Annotated in this window: 16 protein-coding genes and 1 tRNA gene; 10 read left to right on the forward strand and 7 right to left on the reverse strand. The window is 37.5% G+C overall.

Annotated elements, in window-relative coordinates; genetic code table 11:
* The gene (locus DNK85_RS07255) at nucleotides 1–420 is read right to left on the reverse strand and encodes a hypothetical protein (protein WP_119328917.1); all 420 of its coding nucleotides are present in this window, start codon (nucleotides 418–420) and stop codon (nucleotides 1–3) included.
* A 448-nt stretch (nucleotides 421–868) separates the two neighbouring features.
* Between DNK85_RS07255 and DNK85_RS07260 the strand changes: the two genes are divergently transcribed.
* Nucleotides 869–1156, forward strand: coding sequence for a helix-turn-helix domain-containing protein (locus DNK85_RS07260; RefSeq protein ID WP_119328918.1), 288 nt, complete (start codon nucleotides 869–871; stop codon nucleotides 1154–1156).
* A gap of 50 nt (nucleotides 1157–1206) precedes the next feature.
* Here DNK85_RS07260 and DNK85_RS07265 read toward each other — a convergent pair whose 3' ends face one another.
* Nucleotides 1207–1878 carry an HAD-IA family hydrolase gene (locus DNK85_RS07265; RefSeq protein ID WP_162896586.1) on the reverse strand — a complete coding sequence of 224 codons (672 nt, stop codon included), beginning with the start codon at nucleotides 1876–1878 and terminating at the stop codon, nucleotides 1207–1209.
* A complete protein-coding gene (locus DNK85_RS07270) occupies nucleotides 1871–2326 on the reverse strand; it encodes a hypothetical protein (protein WP_119328920.1) in 456 nt (151 codons plus the stop codon). The genes DNK85_RS07265 and DNK85_RS07270 overlap by 8 nt, the downstream gene beginning before the upstream one ends.
* Before the next feature lie 84 nt (nucleotides 2327–2410).
* Between DNK85_RS07270 and secA the strand changes: the two genes are divergently transcribed.
* Together secA and DNK85_RS07280 are read left to right on the forward strand one after the other, a co-directional pair.
* Nucleotides 2411–5113 carry a preprotein translocase subunit SecA gene (gene secA / locus DNK85_RS07275; protein WP_407919667.1) on the forward strand — a complete coding sequence of 901 codons (2703 nt, stop codon included), beginning with the start codon at nucleotides 2411–2413 and terminating at the stop codon, nucleotides 5111–5113.
* Between the two features lie 246 nt (nucleotides 5114–5359).
* Nucleotides 5360–5668 carry a helix-turn-helix domain-containing protein gene (locus DNK85_RS07280; RefSeq protein WP_119328922.1) on the forward strand — a complete coding sequence of 103 codons (309 nt, stop codon included), beginning with the start codon at nucleotides 5360–5362 and terminating at the stop codon, nucleotides 5666–5668.
* Between the two features lie 9 nt (nucleotides 5669–5677).
* Here the strand turns inward: DNK85_RS07280 and DNK85_RS07285 are convergent, their stop codons facing one another.
* Together DNK85_RS07285 and trmB are read right to left on the reverse strand one after the other, a co-directional pair.
* A complete protein-coding gene (locus DNK85_RS07285; RefSeq protein ID WP_119328923.1) occupies nucleotides 5678–5905 on the reverse strand; it encodes a hypothetical protein in 228 nt (75 codons plus the stop codon).
* An 82-nt stretch (nucleotides 5906–5987) separates the two neighbouring features.
* Entirely contained in the window at nucleotides 5988–6674 is a 687-nt protein-coding gene (gene trmB, locus DNK85_RS07290; RefSeq protein WP_119328924.1) for a tRNA (guanosine(46)-N7)-methyltransferase TrmB, read from the reverse strand.
* A 613-nt stretch (nucleotides 6675–7287) separates the two neighbouring features.
* Between trmB and DNK85_RS07295 the strand changes: the two genes are divergently transcribed.
* The 7 genes from DNK85_RS07295 (at nucleotide 7288) to DNK85_RS11540 (ending at nucleotide 14979) form a co-directional block, all read left to right on the forward strand.
* Entirely contained in the window at nucleotides 7288–8226 is a 939-nt protein-coding gene (locus DNK85_RS07295; protein WP_119328925.1) for an ABC transporter permease, read from the forward strand.
* A gap of 15 nt (nucleotides 8227–8241) precedes the next feature.
* Nucleotides 8242–9177 (forward strand): ABC transporter permease, encoded by a 936-nt coding sequence (locus DNK85_RS07300; RefSeq protein WP_235842407.1) that lies wholly within the window; start codon nucleotides 8242–8244, stop codon nucleotides 9175–9177.
* An 8-nt stretch (nucleotides 9178–9185) separates the two neighbouring features.
* Nucleotides 9186–10175 carry an ABC transporter ATP-binding protein gene (locus DNK85_RS07305; protein ID WP_119328926.1) on the forward strand — a complete coding sequence of 330 codons (990 nt, stop codon included), beginning with the start codon at nucleotides 9186–9188 and terminating at the stop codon, nucleotides 10173–10175.
* Complete coding sequence (locus tag DNK85_RS07310; RefSeq protein ID WP_119328927.1) at nucleotides 10168–11187, forward strand: ABC transporter ATP-binding protein; 1020 nt, start codon at nucleotides 10168–10170, stop codon at nucleotides 11185–11187. The genes DNK85_RS07305 and DNK85_RS07310 overlap by 8 nt, the downstream gene beginning before the upstream one ends.
* Before the next feature lie 17 nt (nucleotides 11188–11204).
* Nucleotides 11205–12860 carry a peptide ABC transporter substrate-binding protein gene (locus DNK85_RS07315; RefSeq protein WP_119328928.1) on the forward strand — a complete coding sequence of 552 codons (1656 nt, stop codon included), beginning with the start codon at nucleotides 11205–11207 and terminating at the stop codon, nucleotides 12858–12860.
* Between the two features lie 90 nt (nucleotides 12861–12950).
* A complete protein-coding gene (locus DNK85_RS07320) occupies nucleotides 12951–14648 on the forward strand; it encodes a peptide ABC transporter substrate-binding protein (protein WP_119328929.1) in 1698 nt (565 codons plus the stop codon).
* A 175-nt stretch (nucleotides 14649–14823) separates the two neighbouring features.
* The gene (locus DNK85_RS11540) at nucleotides 14824–14979 is read left to right on the forward strand and encodes a hypothetical protein (RefSeq protein WP_162896587.1); all 156 of its coding nucleotides are present in this window, start codon (nucleotides 14824–14826) and stop codon (nucleotides 14977–14979) included.
* 68 nt (nucleotides 14980–15047) lie between these two features.
* Here the strand turns inward: DNK85_RS11540 and DNK85_RS07325 are convergent, their stop codons facing one another.
* Both DNK85_RS07325 and DNK85_RS07330 read right to left on the reverse strand, forming a co-directional pair.
* Nucleotides 15048–16319 (reverse strand): cation:dicarboxylate symporter family transporter, encoded by a 1272-nt coding sequence (locus DNK85_RS07325; protein WP_119328930.1) that lies wholly within the window; start codon nucleotides 16317–16319, stop codon nucleotides 15048–15050.
* Nucleotides 16320–16514: 195 nt separating this feature from the next.
* Nucleotides 16515–16589: transfer RNA gene (locus DNK85_RS07330), tRNA-Arg, on the reverse strand.
* Between the last annotated feature and the right edge of the window lie 75 nt (nucleotides 16590–16664).

The raw sequence follows: 16664 nt of genomic DNA on the forward strand, positions 1-16664 counted from the left end.
TTATTTTTTGATTAGATAGTCATTGATCTGGCATAAAATCTCAGTATCTTCTTTTTTTAATTCATTGCAGGCAGCTTGTAACGGTTCGCTGGAAATGAACACTAAACGCTGCTCAAGTACTTTAATTTGCTCAAGTAAACCATCACGCTTTTTCTGTAAACTCTGTAACAACGGATCATTCTTGGCAAGGAGTGTTACATGATCCTTTGTGTTGTTTTGATATTGTTTTTGTGTGCTAAAGCTTATTTCTTGCTCTTGAAAATGGCGTTTTTGCTTGGATGGGCGATGATTATGTTGTGATGTGTTATTGCTTCGATTATTGGTATTATCATTTGTGTTGTTTGATTCTTGATTATGTTTTGTCTCAGTTAGTTTTTTGCGTTTCAATGAGAGGGTTTTTCTAAATGGCGTGTCTGTCATGAATATCGTTCTTTAGGTTATTAATTATCAGTTTGAGGGGTGATACCCATCATAAGTTATTTAACAGTATTTCTGCCATTGAATTTTTCGCGTTTTTGGACAATTAGATTTTGCCAATAGCAAATGCGTTAAGAAACAATGAAAAGTTTCATTGTTTTTAGCAAATGAGCGCCCAAAGACTCTGTCAAGGGCAACTATTATCCGCAATCCAATTGTCCAAAAGCATTAAAAACTTTTTTGACACTGAACACCACAAAATGATTTACGATGGGCATAACTAAATTATTGAGCAAGTATTATGCTTGCTTTTAAATTAAGCTGTCCTTATAATACACAGTTGATTGACAAGATCAATAGAAACAGTGCTCAAAACATGATTTGGTGGGGAGTTCCTGTTTAATAACAAGTAACAGAAATATAAGAAAATCAAGATAAAGAGGAAAATACTATGCCTGCAACTATGCATTATGGCGATGCGCATAAACAAGATGCTCATCAGCAAGAGTTACCATTGCGTGATCACATTAAAGAAGTGATTGCTACTTACTATAAAAACATGGTTTCACAGGGTACTAAACCACAAAACGTTTATGAACTAGTGATGGCTGAGGTTGAGTTACCTTTGATTGAGGCAACGATGGAGTATACAGGTGGAAATCAAAGTCGTGCTGCAAAAATTTTAGGCATTAATCGCGGTACTTTCCGTAAGAAATTAGCACATTACGGTATGTTGTAATTCCAATATAATCTGATATCCAAAGGCTGCCTTGTGCGGCCTTTTTTATTTCAAATAATATAATTCTTTAATTCATCAAAATGTTTAATAACCGCAATGGCATTTAAACTGTGTAGATCAACACCATTGGCATAACCGTGGCTAATAAGAATATAGGGCATGTTATAGGCTTCAGCGCAATAAGCGTCATTTACAGAGTCACCGATCATCAGACTTGTTATTATCTTAGCGTTTAGCATTTTAGCTGCGTATTCCAAGGGGGCAGGGTTTGGTTTATAAAATGCTGTGGTATCACCGCCAACAATACAATCAAAGTATTGATCTAAACCTAAATGTTCTAGTGTTTTAATGGCGTGCGATTCTTCTTTATTCGTTACCACTGCCATATTAATTTTAAGATCTTTAAAATGTGTCAGTGCTTCAGTAACACCTGGGTAGATATGCGTGTGTTGCCCCATAGCTGCTTCATAATAATCTAAGGTGAGCTTTAGTGCATCGTTTGCATAAACGGCAACTTTGTCAGGTGCCAAATCAAGTGATAGTACTTTTTTGGTTGTCTCTGGGAAGCCCTTACCAATAATGCTTGCTGTTGTACGGTCACAAATCGGATTCAAAGCAAAATGCGCACGCATTTTATTCAATGCATAGGTGATGTCGCTAACACTATTGATTAGTGTGCCATCAAGATCAAAAAACAAAGTATCATAGTGTGGTTTATTCATGCTGATGTTTTTTAAGTAAGTTATTAATTGATTGTTTGATTTGACCATCTTCTAGCGTTTTTGCCAAGTTTTTAAATGCAGTTTGTGCACTATTAGGCATATGTGTTTCAGTTGAGTTTATTTTTTTCTTTGGTTCAAACACGAGAACTAACTCTAAAGCATTTAAGTCTTTGAAGTAGTCGCTGGTATTTAAGAGGGCAATAAGATCTTTTTTCAATTCACGAAATTTGGCAATCAATTCAGGGATTTCTGTTTTTAATACAAGCTTTTTGCCATTGTAAAAACAAACCTTAGTATGATTGAAATAGGGGATATCAAAATACAGCAATTTTTGTTCGGTCATTTTGACCAGTTCATGTTGCTGTTTAATGGTGTGTAAAAGTGAACCTTTTTTGTTTTTTCTGCTGTTTAAAAGCTCAGTGACAGACGCACTATACTTACGGATCATTTTGATGCACTTGGCTTTTGTTATGGTATAAGTTGCAGTATAATCCAAAACCAGTTATGTGGAAAAGCCTTATCTAGGATATCAATGATTATTAAAAAGCTATTTGGCAGTCGTAATGACCGCTTGATTAAGAAAATGCAAAAGACAGTCAATAAGATCAATGCCTTAGAGTCAGATATTAAAAAACTGTCCGAGACTGAGCTTAAAGCCAAAACCCTTGAGTTTAAAGAAAGGCTAGCTAAAGATGAAACGTTGGAGCAACTGTTACCAGAAGCTTTTGCAGTTGTAAGAGAAGCGGCTAAACGTGTTAAGGGTATGCGCCATTATGATGTACAGCTTATCGGTGGTATGGTGTTGCATTTAGGTAAAATTGCCGAGATGCGTACCGGTGAAGGTAAAACGCTTGTTGCAACATTACCCGTGTATCTAAATGCACTAACAGGTAAAGGTGTACATGTAATTACGGTAAACGATTATTTAGCTTCACGGGATGCAGAATTAATGGGGCAAATTTATGGTTTCTTAGGGTTAACCACTGGTGTTATTGTTGCCAATCTATCACCTGATCAACGTCGTGCTGCTTATGCTTGTGATATTACCTATGGTACAAATAATGAATTTGGTTTTGATTATCTGCGCGATAATATGGCATTTAGCAAAGAAGAACAGGTTCAGCGCAGTCGCAACTTTGTGGTAATCGATGAAGTTGATTCTATCTTAATTGATGAGGCGCGCACGCCACTGATCATCTCAGGCGCCTCAGAAGATAGCTCAGATATGTATTTACTGTTTAATCGATTGGTTCCAACCTTAATTAAACAGGAAAATGAAGAAGCGACAGGTGGAGATTATTACTTAGATGAAAAATCAAAGCAGGCGTATTTAACCGATCAAGGACATACTAAAATTGAAGCAGCTTTAATTAAAGAAGGCGTGTTAAACGAGGGTGATAATCTGTACTCACCACAGCATGTGACAAAAATGCATTATTTAAATGCTTGTTTACGAGCGCATAGCTTGTATCAAAAGAACGTTGATTACATTATTCGTGATCAGGAAGTCATCATTATTGATGAAAACACAGGGCGTGCGATGGAAGGTCGTCGTTGGTCAGATGGTTTACATCAAGCGATTGAGGCGAAAGAAGGTGTTAAAATTCAGGGTGAGAATCAAACCTTGGCATCAATTACTTTCCAGAATTTCTTTAAACTTTATAACAAAATGTCGGGAATGACGGGAACGGCAGATACTGAAGCCTTTGAGTTTCATGAAATTTATGGTTTAGAAGTAGTGGTTATTCCAACAAATCGGCCACCTCAGCGACAAGATCATCATGATCGCATTTTTGGTGATCAAAAAGATAAGTTTATGGCGATTGTTGATGATATCAAAGAGCGTGTTGAAAAGGGGCAGCCAATACTTGTGGGAACAGCATCCATTGAAACCTCTGAGATCTTATCGACACTTTTACGTAAGAAAAAGATCCAACATGATGTGTTAAATGCCAAACAACATGCCAGAGAAGCAGCTATTATCGCGCAAGCGGGCTATCCTGGTAATGTCACAATCGCCACTAACATGGCAGGCCGCGGTACGGATATTATTTTAGGTGGTAACTGGGAAGCTGAAATTGCGGAGATTGAAGAGCCAACTGAGGCGCAAATTAATGAAATCAAAACTGCATGGAAAGCACGTAACAAAAAAGTTATTGAAGCTGGTGGCTTGTGTATTCTAGGCTCAGAACGCCATGATTCACGTCGCGTTGATAATCAGTTGCGTGGACGAGCTGGACGTCAAGGAGACCCAGGTGAAAGCCGTTTCTATCTATCAATGGATGATAATTTGCTACGTATTTTTGCTTCTGAAAGCTTAGCCAATCGCATGAAAAAAGCGCTTTCTGGTGGTGAGTCTATTCAATTTGGGATGATGACGCGCTTTATTGCTAAGGCACAGTCTAAAGTTGAGCAATATCACTTTGATATTCGTAAGAATCTATTGGAATATGATAATGTTGCTAATGAACAGCGTTTGGTCATTTATAAGCAACGTGAAGAGCTGCTAGGCAAGGATGATGTTTCTGAAATTATTGCCAATATGCGTTATGATGTTGCTGAAAAATTATTTCATGATCATGTGCCAGCAGGCTCAATGGAAGAACAGTGGGATCTAGAAGGTTTAGAAAAAGCTTTATTAGGTGACTTCTCTATTTCACTTAATTTACGTAAATTGCTTGCTGAAGATGATCATCTGCATGATGAAACACTAAAAGAGCTGGTGATTAAAGCCATTGTTGAAGAGTATCAACAAAAGACAGAAAATCTTGAAGCCGAATCGATTCGCCAATTTGAGAAAATTAGCTTAATGCAAGCATTAGATACACATTGGCGTGAGCACTTAAATGCGATGGATCACTTGCGCAATAGTATTAACCTAAGAGGTTATGCACAAAAAGATCCTAAGAATGAATATAAAAAAGAATCTTTTGAGCTATTTTCCAGTATGCTTGATAACTTTAAGTACGAAGTGATTTCTAATCTTGCCAAGATCAGAATCCAGGCGCCAGAAGAGGCTCAGCGTATGGAAGAAGAATGGAAGAATTCCATTAAAAATATTGAAGCACAGCATGAAGATATCCTAGAAGGCAGTTCTTCATCGGTTACCGAGGAAAAAAATGCGCAAAAAGCAAATCAACCTTTTGTACGCGATATGCCCAAAGTAAAACGTAATGATTTATGCCCCTGTGGCTCAGGTAAAAAATACAAACAATGTCATGGTGCATTAGATTAATATTTCCAAAAAGTAGTAAAACTTCTTTAGCATTAAACACACAAAACAATTTATGAGCGGCATAATTTTTATTTATGTCTATGGTATATTTTTCAGTCTATCCTATATAAGTAAGGCATTTTTTATCTGCAAATATAGTTTTTTGGCAGTACCGCTATTGTTATTAGGTATTAAATCAATTAATCTTTTGTTGGATATTAACCAACAAGCTAATGAAATAAAGTTTCAATATAGGGGGAAACGATTATGGCTGCAACAATGCATTATAAATTGAAACCGGATCAAGAATCTGCTGAGACATTTCCATTACGTGAAGTCGTACGCAAACGCGTCCAACATTATTACAAAATGGTCTCGCAGGAAGGGTTAAACCCTGACGATGTATATGAATTAATTATGGAAGAAACGGAGTGTCCAATGATTGAGGCAACCATGGATTTCACTGGCGGTAATCAAAGTCGCTCTGCGCGCATTCTTGGTCTTAATCGTGGTACTTTTCGTAAGAAGCTTGAGCAATACAATATGCTTGTTGAAGACGAATCACCATTAAAATAATTTCTTTATTTATTCATGATCAATAACACGCCCATTAGTTGTATTTTTATAACTGTTGGTGGTGTTGTTTAATTCTTCGTTTGTATTTCGTCCAGTTTTGTTAAGCATCTCTTTAATACGTCTTTTGATAATTAACCCATAAATAACAAAACACATTCCTAGAAAAAGAAAAAGTGGCAATAATAGTATGGCAATGGTTATCAAGAATATAAGTTGTAAAGGATGTAGTTTTTTCATATATTTTTAATGAGTTAAAAATTTCAATAGGTCAAACTATATGCAAAAAAAAGGGTCAATACTAGGTTTTACAGCGAAATAATTAACACTTATAAACAATGATATCCCATACGCCATGCTCTAGGCGTTGACCACGTGCTTCAAACTTTGTCAGTGGTCGGTGCTTAGGACGTGGTGCAAAACCATTGTGTGGGTTTTCAAGCTGACTATTACTAGTGAGAAGTGTCAACACTTCATCAGCATAATGTTGCCAGTCAGTGGCGAAATGAATAAAACCATTGGTTGCAAGTTTTTGGAGGATAATTTCAATAAACTTAGGATTAACCAAGCGGCGTTTATGATGGCGTTTTTTATGCCATGGATCAGGGAAAAATATTTGTACTCCTTTTAAGGTATTGTCCCCAATCATGTGTTTAAAAACATCAACAGCATCATGCTGAATAACACGCAAATTGGCCAATAAGCCTTCGTGAATATGATCTACAATATTACCGACACCAGGTTCATGGACCTCAATGCCAAGGAAATTGGTATCAGGCGCTTCTTTGGCCATGGTGACTAAGCTGTTGCCCATCCCAAAACCAATTTCAACAACTAAAGGCTGTTTAATATTGTAATAGTTATCAAAATTAGTTTCTTCAGTTGTATAAAGAATTTGGTAGAGATGTAGGTAATTATCTAATGCGCGTTGTTGGCGTACGGTGGTTCTACCAGCACGCTTAACAAAGCTTTTAATTGTCCGTATAGGAAGTGTATTGTTGTCGCTCATTTTATCTTGATGAAAAAGGGTCAGTCTAAAAAGCGCTATGGTAAAACGTCAACTTAAAAAGCACAAGCCTGAATTTTGTATCTATACCCACCACAAATCATTTTACAGTACTTTTGCTATTGCACTTTCCATGCTTTTGATATGGCTAATGATTAAATGATCTGCAGAAAACAGATGATAGGTTATGTTTTGATCTTATCAAAACCTTGAGTAATAATTTTACATTTTATCGATATATTTTGCGTGACATCTCCTTTTAAAAGTTATAACTTAATTTGGATAGTAGTGAAACTTCATTCCTGGGGAGGAAATATGAAAAAGATTAACTTAATACCAACATTGCTGTTGTCTGCACTTTCATTGCCGGTCGTAGCAATGATAGCTAGCAAACTTCTGTTAAGTCATCAGATCAGTTTACGGCTAAAGACAAAGATATTTTGGTGTGTGCAAATGCAGCGGAGTCTGATTTGTTAGATCTAGTCCAGTAGTATGCGCAATAAATCTATAAACACTTTGTGACACTATTGTAAGAAATTTAAAATGCATATGTTCGTTGCTTATGAATTCACGTTGATTTATTGGCAATATGCGTTAAAACAACAAGGGAGAAATAATGTTTAGTTATATTATTCGACGTTTAGCTGGAGCAGTCCCCACATTATTTGTAGTGGTGCTTATTAGCTTTTTGATGGTGCATATGACACCAGGTGACCCATTTGCAACAGAGCGTGCTCTGCCACCTGAAGTCTTAAAGCAGCTACACCATCAATACCATTTGGATTTACCTTTGTGGAAGCAGTTTTTCTACTATATCAATGATTTATTGCATGGTAATTTAGGTTATTCCTATAAATACCAAGGGCAGTCAATTAATGGACTAGTTTTCCCTGATGGTGGAAAGGGTGGTTTTTGGGTTTCAGTGCAATTAGGTATTTTTAGTATTATTTTGGCAAGTATTTTCGGTATTATCTTCGGCATTTTTTCAGCCTTAACACGTAATACGAAACTTAGTTTTGTTGATCATATTATTGGTGTGATTGCGATGCTTTTCATCTCAACACCAATTGTGGTGACAGCGCCTTTAGCCGTTCTTATTTTTGCGGTGATTTTAGGCTTGTTCCCAGCAGGTGGTTGGGGGAGTTGGAATGATTTAGTTTTGCCAGTGATTGTTTTGGCGATTCCTTATATTGCAATTATCACGCAAATCACACGAAGTAGCTTGATTGAAATTTTAAGTTCGCCATTTATTCGTACAGCAAAGGCTAAAGGGCTTTCAATGCCGCGTATTGTTTGGAAACACGCTTTAAAACCATCATTAATGCCTGTGGTTTCTTTCTTGGGTCCTGCGGTTGCAGGTATTCTAACAGGGTCGGTTGTTGTTGAAACAGTCTTTACCATTCCTGGTATTGGAGTGCAAGTCGTTCAAGGGGCGACAAATCGCGATTATAATTTAGTGTTAGCATTAACGATTATCTATAGTTTATTAGTGATTTTATTTAATCTGGTTGTTGATATTGTTTATGCCTTTTTAGATCCAAAAATTCGCTATTAGAAAGGGGGAAATAAAATGGCAAAAAGTTTTACGATTGAACAAAAAAAGAAAAATGCAAAGTTTTTAGAAGATGTGGTAAACACCTCGCATGAGCAAATCTTTAAAGGGCGAAGTCTATATTATGATGCATGGGTACGTTTTAAGAAGAATAAAGTTGCGATGATTAGTCTCGTAATATTATTGTTGATTGTCTTAGCAGTTATCGTGTTACCGTGGTTTTCACCTTATACCTATGCTTATCAAAACTTGCTTGAGGTTTATCAAGCACCTAGTGCGAGTCACTGGTTTGGCACCGATAGTTTGGGCCGCGATGTCTTTACACGGGTGATGGTTGGCGGCCGAGTAACGCTTGAAATCGGTTTGGTAGCAACACTTGTCAGTGTGATTATTGGCACACTGGTAGGTGCAACTGCTGGTTTTTTTGGCGGCAAGATCGATAATATTTTAATGCGTATTGTCGATGTATTATATGGTTTACCTTTTATGTTTTTTGCTATTTTATTGGTGACATTATTTGGCAGAAACTTTGTACTTGTTTTTATTGCCATTGGTGCTGTCAGCTGGCTTGATATGGCACGCGTGGTACGTGGTCAAACATTAGGGTTGAAAAGCAAAGAGTTTATTGAAGCAGCTTATGTTTGTGGTGTCAGCGAAAGAGTGATTATCACACGTCATATTATTAGAAACTTGATTGGGATTATTGCTGTTTATATTACGCTAACTGTGCCTGTTGTTATTATGACGGCAGCATTTTTAAGCTTCTTAGGTTTAGGTGTTCAACCACCCATGACCGATTGGGGAGGTCTCATTAGTGATGGTGTGCAAGTGATTGCTTTTAATTATTGGTGGGTATTGGTGATCCCATCAATTTTCTTAACGGTTACTTTGTTATGTTTTAACTTTGTGGGAAATGGTTTAAGAGATGCGCTTGATCCGCGTGAGCATCGCTAGGAGGGAATATGTCACTATTAGAAGTAAAAGACTTAGAAGTAAAGTTTAAAACCAATGATGGGCTTGTTAGTGCAGTCAATAAAATTAATTTCAGTTTAAATCAAGGGGAAACATTAGGTATCGTTGGTGAATCTGGCTCAGGCAAAAGCCAAACAGTTTTAGCACTAATGGGATTGTCTGCATCCAATGCGGTGATTTCAGGCTCAGCTAAGTTTGATGGTCAAGAACTTATTGGTATGTCTGCAAAAGCATTAAATAAAATACGAGGTGATAAAATCTCGATGATTTTCCAAGATCCCATGACTTCACTTAATCCTTATATTACGGTTGAAAAGCAGTTATCAGAAACATTAATGATTCATCGTAATTGCTCTAAAGCGGACGCTGCTAAAAAAGCCATAGAGATGCTTGATGCGGTGCATATCCCTGATGCCAAAAATCGTGTAAAGCTCTATCCGCATGAATTTTCAGGTGGGATGCGTCAAAGAGTAATGATTGCAATGGCTTTGATGTGTCGCCCTAAACTATTGATTGCAGATGAGCCAACAACCGCGTTAGATGTTACGGTGCAAGCACAGATTTTAAAGCTATTAAAGGAACTACAAAATGAGTTTCACATGGCAACAATTTTAATTACCCATGATATTGGTGTTATTGCTGGTGCATGTGACCGTGTGATGGTCATGTATGGTGGCTCTCCTGTTGAATCAGCAAATATTGATGATTTGTTTAAGCATAATTATCATCCATATACCAAGGGTTTAATGGCAGCAACACCACGTGTTGATATCCCAAGTTCTCGTTTACAGGCAATTCCGGGAGAGCCTCCTGATTTATCGAATTTACCACAAGGTTGTGCTTTTCAGCCGCGATGTGATTTTGCATTACAAAATTGCTTAAATCATAAACCGCAGTTAGAAAATTTTGCAAAAGATAAAACTCATTTGGTCGCATGTTTTTATGCCAAGCAACAAATGGAGGCAATAAGTCATGCTTAATAGTGATACTGTTTTAAATATAGAAAATCTAAAAGTTTATTTTCCACTAAAAAAATCATGGCCATGGCAGGAAACACGTTTTGTCAAAGCAGTTGATGGCGTGTCATTTAATGTCAAAAAGGGGGAAACACTAGGAATAGTAGGTGAGTCAGGTTGTGGTAAATCAACGCTTATTCGTGCTGTTGTCGGGTTAGTAAATGCGACAGAAGGCAAAGTGGTATGGGCAGGTAAAGACTTAACGGCATTGAAACATAAAAGATTGTGGCAGCCAGTTAGAAAAGAGATTCAAATGATTTTTCAAGACCCTTTTGCCTCACTTAACCCGCGCATTACAATTGGTAATATTATTGCTGAACCATTAAGAGTGCATGAACCAAAGCTATCAAAAGAGGAACGTCGCACACGTGTTGAAAAGATGATGCGTATGGTGGGCTTATCACCAAAACATATTAATCGCTACCCACATCAGTTCTCAGGCGGGCAGTGTCAGCGTGTTGGTATTGCGCGTGCATTGATTTTAAATCCATCCATTCTAGTTTGTGATGAACCTGTTAGTGCCCTTGATGTATCTATTCAGGCACAAGTGGTGAATTTATTAAAAGAATTGCAGCAAACATTAGGATTGACAATTTTATTTATTGCACATAACTTAAGTGTGGTGAAGCATATTTCAGATCGCATTATGGTAATGTATTTAGGTAATTTAATGGAGGTTGGGGAGTCAAAAGCATTGTGTGATCATCCAGTGCATCCATATACTAAAGCTTTATTATCAGCTGTGCCTTTACCTGATCCGGTTCTTGAGCGCGATAAGAAAATACAGATTTTGGAGGGTGATTTACCCTCACCGATTAATCCACCATCAGGTTGTGTATTTCGTACACGGTGCCCATTAGCAGATGAGGTGTGTGCTAAAGACAAACCATTATTATATGCGTTATCTGATGAGCGCAAAGCCGCATGTATAAAATTGAACATTAAGCAAGATAACTTAAGAAGCTTACAAAACTAAGGAGTGAAAGCAGTAATATGAATGGATCAAAAAAGGTATTAGTATTAGGTTTAACCTTGGCATCTCTACTTTCTGGTTGTGGTGGAGGTAACACGCAATCAACAAATTCAGATGTCGCACCAAAGGCTAAAGATACATTGATTGTCGGTGTGGGCAATGGGGTACCAACCTTAGATCCACAGCTTGTGAATGATGTCACTTCAGGGCGTGTAGTTGATGATCTTTTTGAAGGATTAACCACTGAAGACCAGTCAAATAAAGCGATTCCTGGTGTTGCTAAATCCTGGGATATATCTAAGGATGGCACCGTGTATACCTTTCATTTGCGTGATAATGCTAAATGGTCAAATGGTCAACCTGTGACTGCTGAAGATTTTGTTTTTTCACTAAGACGTGCAGTAACACCCAAAACCGCGGCACCGAACAATACGATGCTCAATGTTATTAAAGGCGCGCAAGCGATTATGGATGGCAAGGCAAAGCCAGATACTTTAGGTGTTAAAGCATTAAATGACTTAACTTTACAAATTACCTTAGCGCATCCCTTAGCGTATTTTCCAGCAATTTTGGCAAATTCAGTCGCCTATCCTGTCTACCCCCCTCTAGTTAAAAAGGATCCAAAAAGTTGGGCACAAGCCGGTGAAATGGTGAGTAATGGTGCTTATGCGCTTAAAGAATGGATCCCTAATGGACATATTCTGGCAGTTAAAAACCCATATTACTGGGATGCTGATAATGTCAAAATCGATAAAGTACGCTTTCTGCCAATTAGTAATCCAACAGATGAGCTTAATCGCTATAAAGCAGGGCAGATGGATATGACATTTACATTACCCGATGGTTTAAGCGCTGAGCAATATCGTCAGCAGTTTGGTGCACAATTTATTGATGTGACACAGTTAGGGGCTTATTACTATTGGTTTAACACCCATTCTGAGGGGGTTGATAAGTTGGGAGTGCGTAAAGCGCTAACGATGACAGTGAATCGTAAAGCCATTATTGACTCTATATTACGTATGGGACAAACTCCTTTATATAGCATTGTGCCACAAGGTATTCAAGGTGGTATTTATGATAATATTTACAAAAATGTACCAAGTTATAGCTGGGTAAATAAACCGATGGCAGAGCGCGATCAAATAGCCAAAAAGCTTTTGGAAAAAGCGGGTTACTCCAATACACATCCGCTTAATTTAACGATTAGCTATAATACCTTACCAATGCATCAAAAAATTGCTGAAGCGATTACGCAAATGTGGAAGCGTGCTTTTGGTGATATGGTTAAGGTTAAAGTGCAAAATGAAGAGTGGAAAGTTTATCTGCAAACCTTGCAGCAACAAAACTATCAAATTGGACGTTTTGCGTGGGTTGCTGATTTTAATGCCGCAAGCAATTTTGTCGATATGTTTTTATGTAATAGCCCGAATAATAATGCTGGATTCTGTAACAAGGCATTAGACAAAGAATATAATTTAGGTATGTACGCGCCAACACAGGCACAATTTGACGCACACATGGGAAAAGCCATTGAGATTGCAATGTCAGGTTATTACGCATTACCACTGTATAATTACACGTATTATCGTTTAGTTAAGCCATATATTGGTGGCTATGATCCGAAAAACAACCACATGGATCATGTTTATTCGAAGTGGATGTATTTTAAAAAGTAAAACTTACTAAGATGAATGATGAATAAAACAGGAAAGATAAATAAAGAGGTTTTTATACGCTAAACAACAACCATCAAGAGGGAGGAAAATATGAAAATCAAAAAACTACTGCTGTGCATGTCACTTGGTGTTGTAGCTGTGGCGATGAGTGCCTGCTCAAAATCACAGTCGACAAAAAACGATAGTGGACAGGCGCAGACTGTAACACAGCAACAAACGTCAACAAAAGATCAGGTGCTAACTGTTGGTGTTGGTGCTGCGGTACCAACACTTGATCCAGGGATCTTATCTGATATAAGTTCATTTCGCGTTGCCAATGATTTGTATGAGGGCTTAGTGACGCTTAATCAAAAAGATGAAATTATTCCTGGTGTTGCTCAATCTTGGGATGTTTCTCCAGATGGTAAGACCTACACATTCCATTTGCGGCATGATGCTAAATGGTCAAATGGTGATCCAGTCACTGCTGAAAACTTTGTTTATGCATTTAGACGTAATTTAAATCCAGAAGTACCCAATGTATTTAATACAATGTATGAGGCAATTGTTGGTGCGCCAGATATTATTAATGGCAAATCAAAAGACTTTGCAAGTCTAGGTGTGAAAGCTATAGATAACTATACACTGCAAATTAGCTTATCGCATCCGCAGCCATATTTCATACAATTAATGCTAATGCCATCTAGCTATCCATTACATAAAGCAGAAATTGAAAAATATGGGCAAGGATGGGCGCAACCAGGTAAAATGGTGAGTAACGGTGCCTATGTACTAAAAGAATGGGTGCCTAATGGGCATTTACTTGCGGTTAAAAACCCCTATTATTGGGATAAAAAGCATGTAGCTATTGAAACGGTCAAATACTTACCAATTGTTGATCTATCAACAGAATATGCGCAATTTCAATCGGGCAATTTAGACATGACTTGGGATGTCCCCAATGGTAAAAGTATTGAGTTTTATGCTAAAAAATATGGTGCTCAACTACAGCACAACACAATGCTTGGTAATGAATTTTTTTGGTTTAATTTTAAGAATCCAGATTTAGCAAAAGTTGATGTACGTAAGGCATTAACGATTGCAGTGGATCGTAAAGCAATAGTTGAAAGTGTGACAAAAAAAGGTGAAACACCATCTTATAGTGTTTTAGCTGATGGTGTACAAGGTGGTTTATATAAGGATATTTATAAGACAATGCCAAGTTATAGTTGGGTATCTCAAGACATGGCTAAACGTCAACAAGAAGCAAAACAACTACTTGAAAAAGCAGGGTATTCTGAAGAGCATCCACTTAAATTCACAGTGGTTTATGATACTTTGCAATGGAAGAAGGAACTCGTGCTTGCAGTCATTGGAATGTGGCAGCAGGCATTTGGGAACCTCATTGATGTATCGCTGGAAAATCAAGAGTGGAAAGTGTTTTTACAAACCATGAACAATCATCAATTTGATGTCGGTCTTTTGGATTGGAAGGCGGATTATAATGATGCTAGTGACTGGGTAGAATTAATGACTTGTGGTAGTGGTAACAACTATGGTCAATCGTGTAATCAAGAAGTAACGGAAAACTTTAGAAAAGCGGTTAGTCAGAAAAATGAGCAGGATGAGATCCCATATATGACCAAAGCTATCAAGGCAGCAATGAATGATTATATTATTCTACCACTTTACAATTACTCGTATAGCCATTTGATGAGTAAGCGTATTGCTGGATTTACGGCACAAAATGATCATATGAATCAAATTCAATCTAAATGGTTACATTTTAAAGAGGATACGAAAAGTTAAAATTATCCGTAGGGGCGTATTTATACGCCTTACATTTATTAATGCGGTTAATGAGTTCGTCTACGCATTAACTTGTAATGCACCATCTAATAGTGGTGGCTCCTGTATTCCATCGATCAATAAGGATTATCAAGCAGCAATTCATGCAACAAGTTTTAAAGATTATAACCATTATATGAAAAGTGCTTTAACCACTGCAATGAATGCCTATTTGACGATTCCAATTTATAATGCTTCATACACTAATCTGGTTAAACCACGTATTGGTGGCTATCATCCAGCTGATAATAATTTAGATTTTATTTATTCCAAATGGTTTTATTTTAAATAACGCAAGGGATATTTGAAATTTGATGCTTACAATTTCTCAATTGTAGAGATGCTTTTTCAAATGATAAATTATCGTATGGTTGTTCTATCGGTAATGACTGCTGTTGTCATTGCACCGTTGACATTGGTGGCTGTGCGCCCCATATCAAGAATAGGGTCAACACCTTGAACAAGTGCGATGATATTAAACGGTAAACCAAGTGTTGCAAAGGTAACACCTGCTGCAATAAAGGCAGTACCTGGGATGCCAGAGACACCCAATGAAGCGATCATATTAATTGCACCAACGAGTAAGATAATTTGCCAAGTAACTGGCTCACCCATAATCGTTAAGGTCATTACAACGAGCATCGCTGGATAAATACCAGCACAAGCATTCATTCCAATAGTAGCACCAATACTTGGTGTGAAGTTTGAAACACTTTCAGATAGCTTTAATCGATTTCCTAAGGCATCCATGGTTACAGGTAGTGTGCCAAAGCTTGAGCGAGTGGTAAAGGCAACGAGTAAAGCACGCCAAACGCTTTTGTAATAATACACTGGGTTAACGCCGCATAGGGTGATGAGTATGGTATGCATAATGATAACAACAAGCATGGCAATATACATTGCAGCAATAAAATTAATCATCTGCATGAGCGTTGTTAACCCATGATCAAGTGTCATTTGTGTCATTAACGCAAAGACACCATAAGGGGTTAGCGCAATAATCATATTGGCAAGTTTTTTGGCAACAAAAAATGTTGAATGAATAAAGCTGATAAATGGGGCAGCAATTTCCTTTTCCTGTTGGTGAAGCTTTAATGTGGCAAAACCAATCAAAGCTGCAAAAATGACCACAGCGATAACGTTATTATCTGCCATAGCTGTGATAGGGTTACTTGGTAACATTCCTGTGATGGTATCAACAAGATTATGTGTTTCAGGGGTTGTTAGCGCACCAGAGAATGACATGCCAAGACCAATATGCATCCAAGAGCCAACCAATCCACCAATAATAGCACTGATACCTGTGAGAAGAAGGATAACAACAACCGCTCTTGTTACCATCTTAATGAGATAAGCCCCTTGATGATGGCGCAGGTTAATAATCGCATGGATAATGGCAGTTAACACCAATGGGATAATTAACATCTTAAGTAAACTGACATAAGTATCACTGACTAAATGAAGCAGGTTATGTAGCGTATCATCACTACCGCTTTGATTTAGTAGGCGTAAAATAATGCCAAACACAACACCTAGAACTAAAGAGGCGACTGCGCGAATGTTAAAGCTAACTTTATAGAACTGTACCAATGCCAATAAGATCAATATGATCAAAAAAATAGTTGTAATCACGTAAGGACTCCGTAGTGTTGAAATAATAAAGACAAGTATCAAATAATGATAGGCGAGTTATTACACGATAGCAAAACAAACAATTGATATATTATTTATTAACAGTATAAGAAAAACTGATTAATGAAATGAGTTAACTAATGTGTGGTATGAATTGCTTGTTTGGTTTGATGATAACGTTTGATATAGGCAATATGGTGTCCCGAGCAGGAATCGAACCTGCATCTAGCCCTTAGGAGGGGCTTGTTCTATCCGTTGAACTATCAGGACGGAAGATGAGATAATGCCTGAAAAGCTAAATATATTCAAGCATATGAAAATATTCTTCTCTGTACACGATGATTT

It is taken from the genome of Cysteiniphilum halobium (assembly GCF_003574425.1).
In the GTDB taxonomy this organism is placed as follows: Bacteria; Pseudomonadota; Gammaproteobacteria; order Francisellales; family Francisellaceae; genus Caedibacter; species Caedibacter halobius.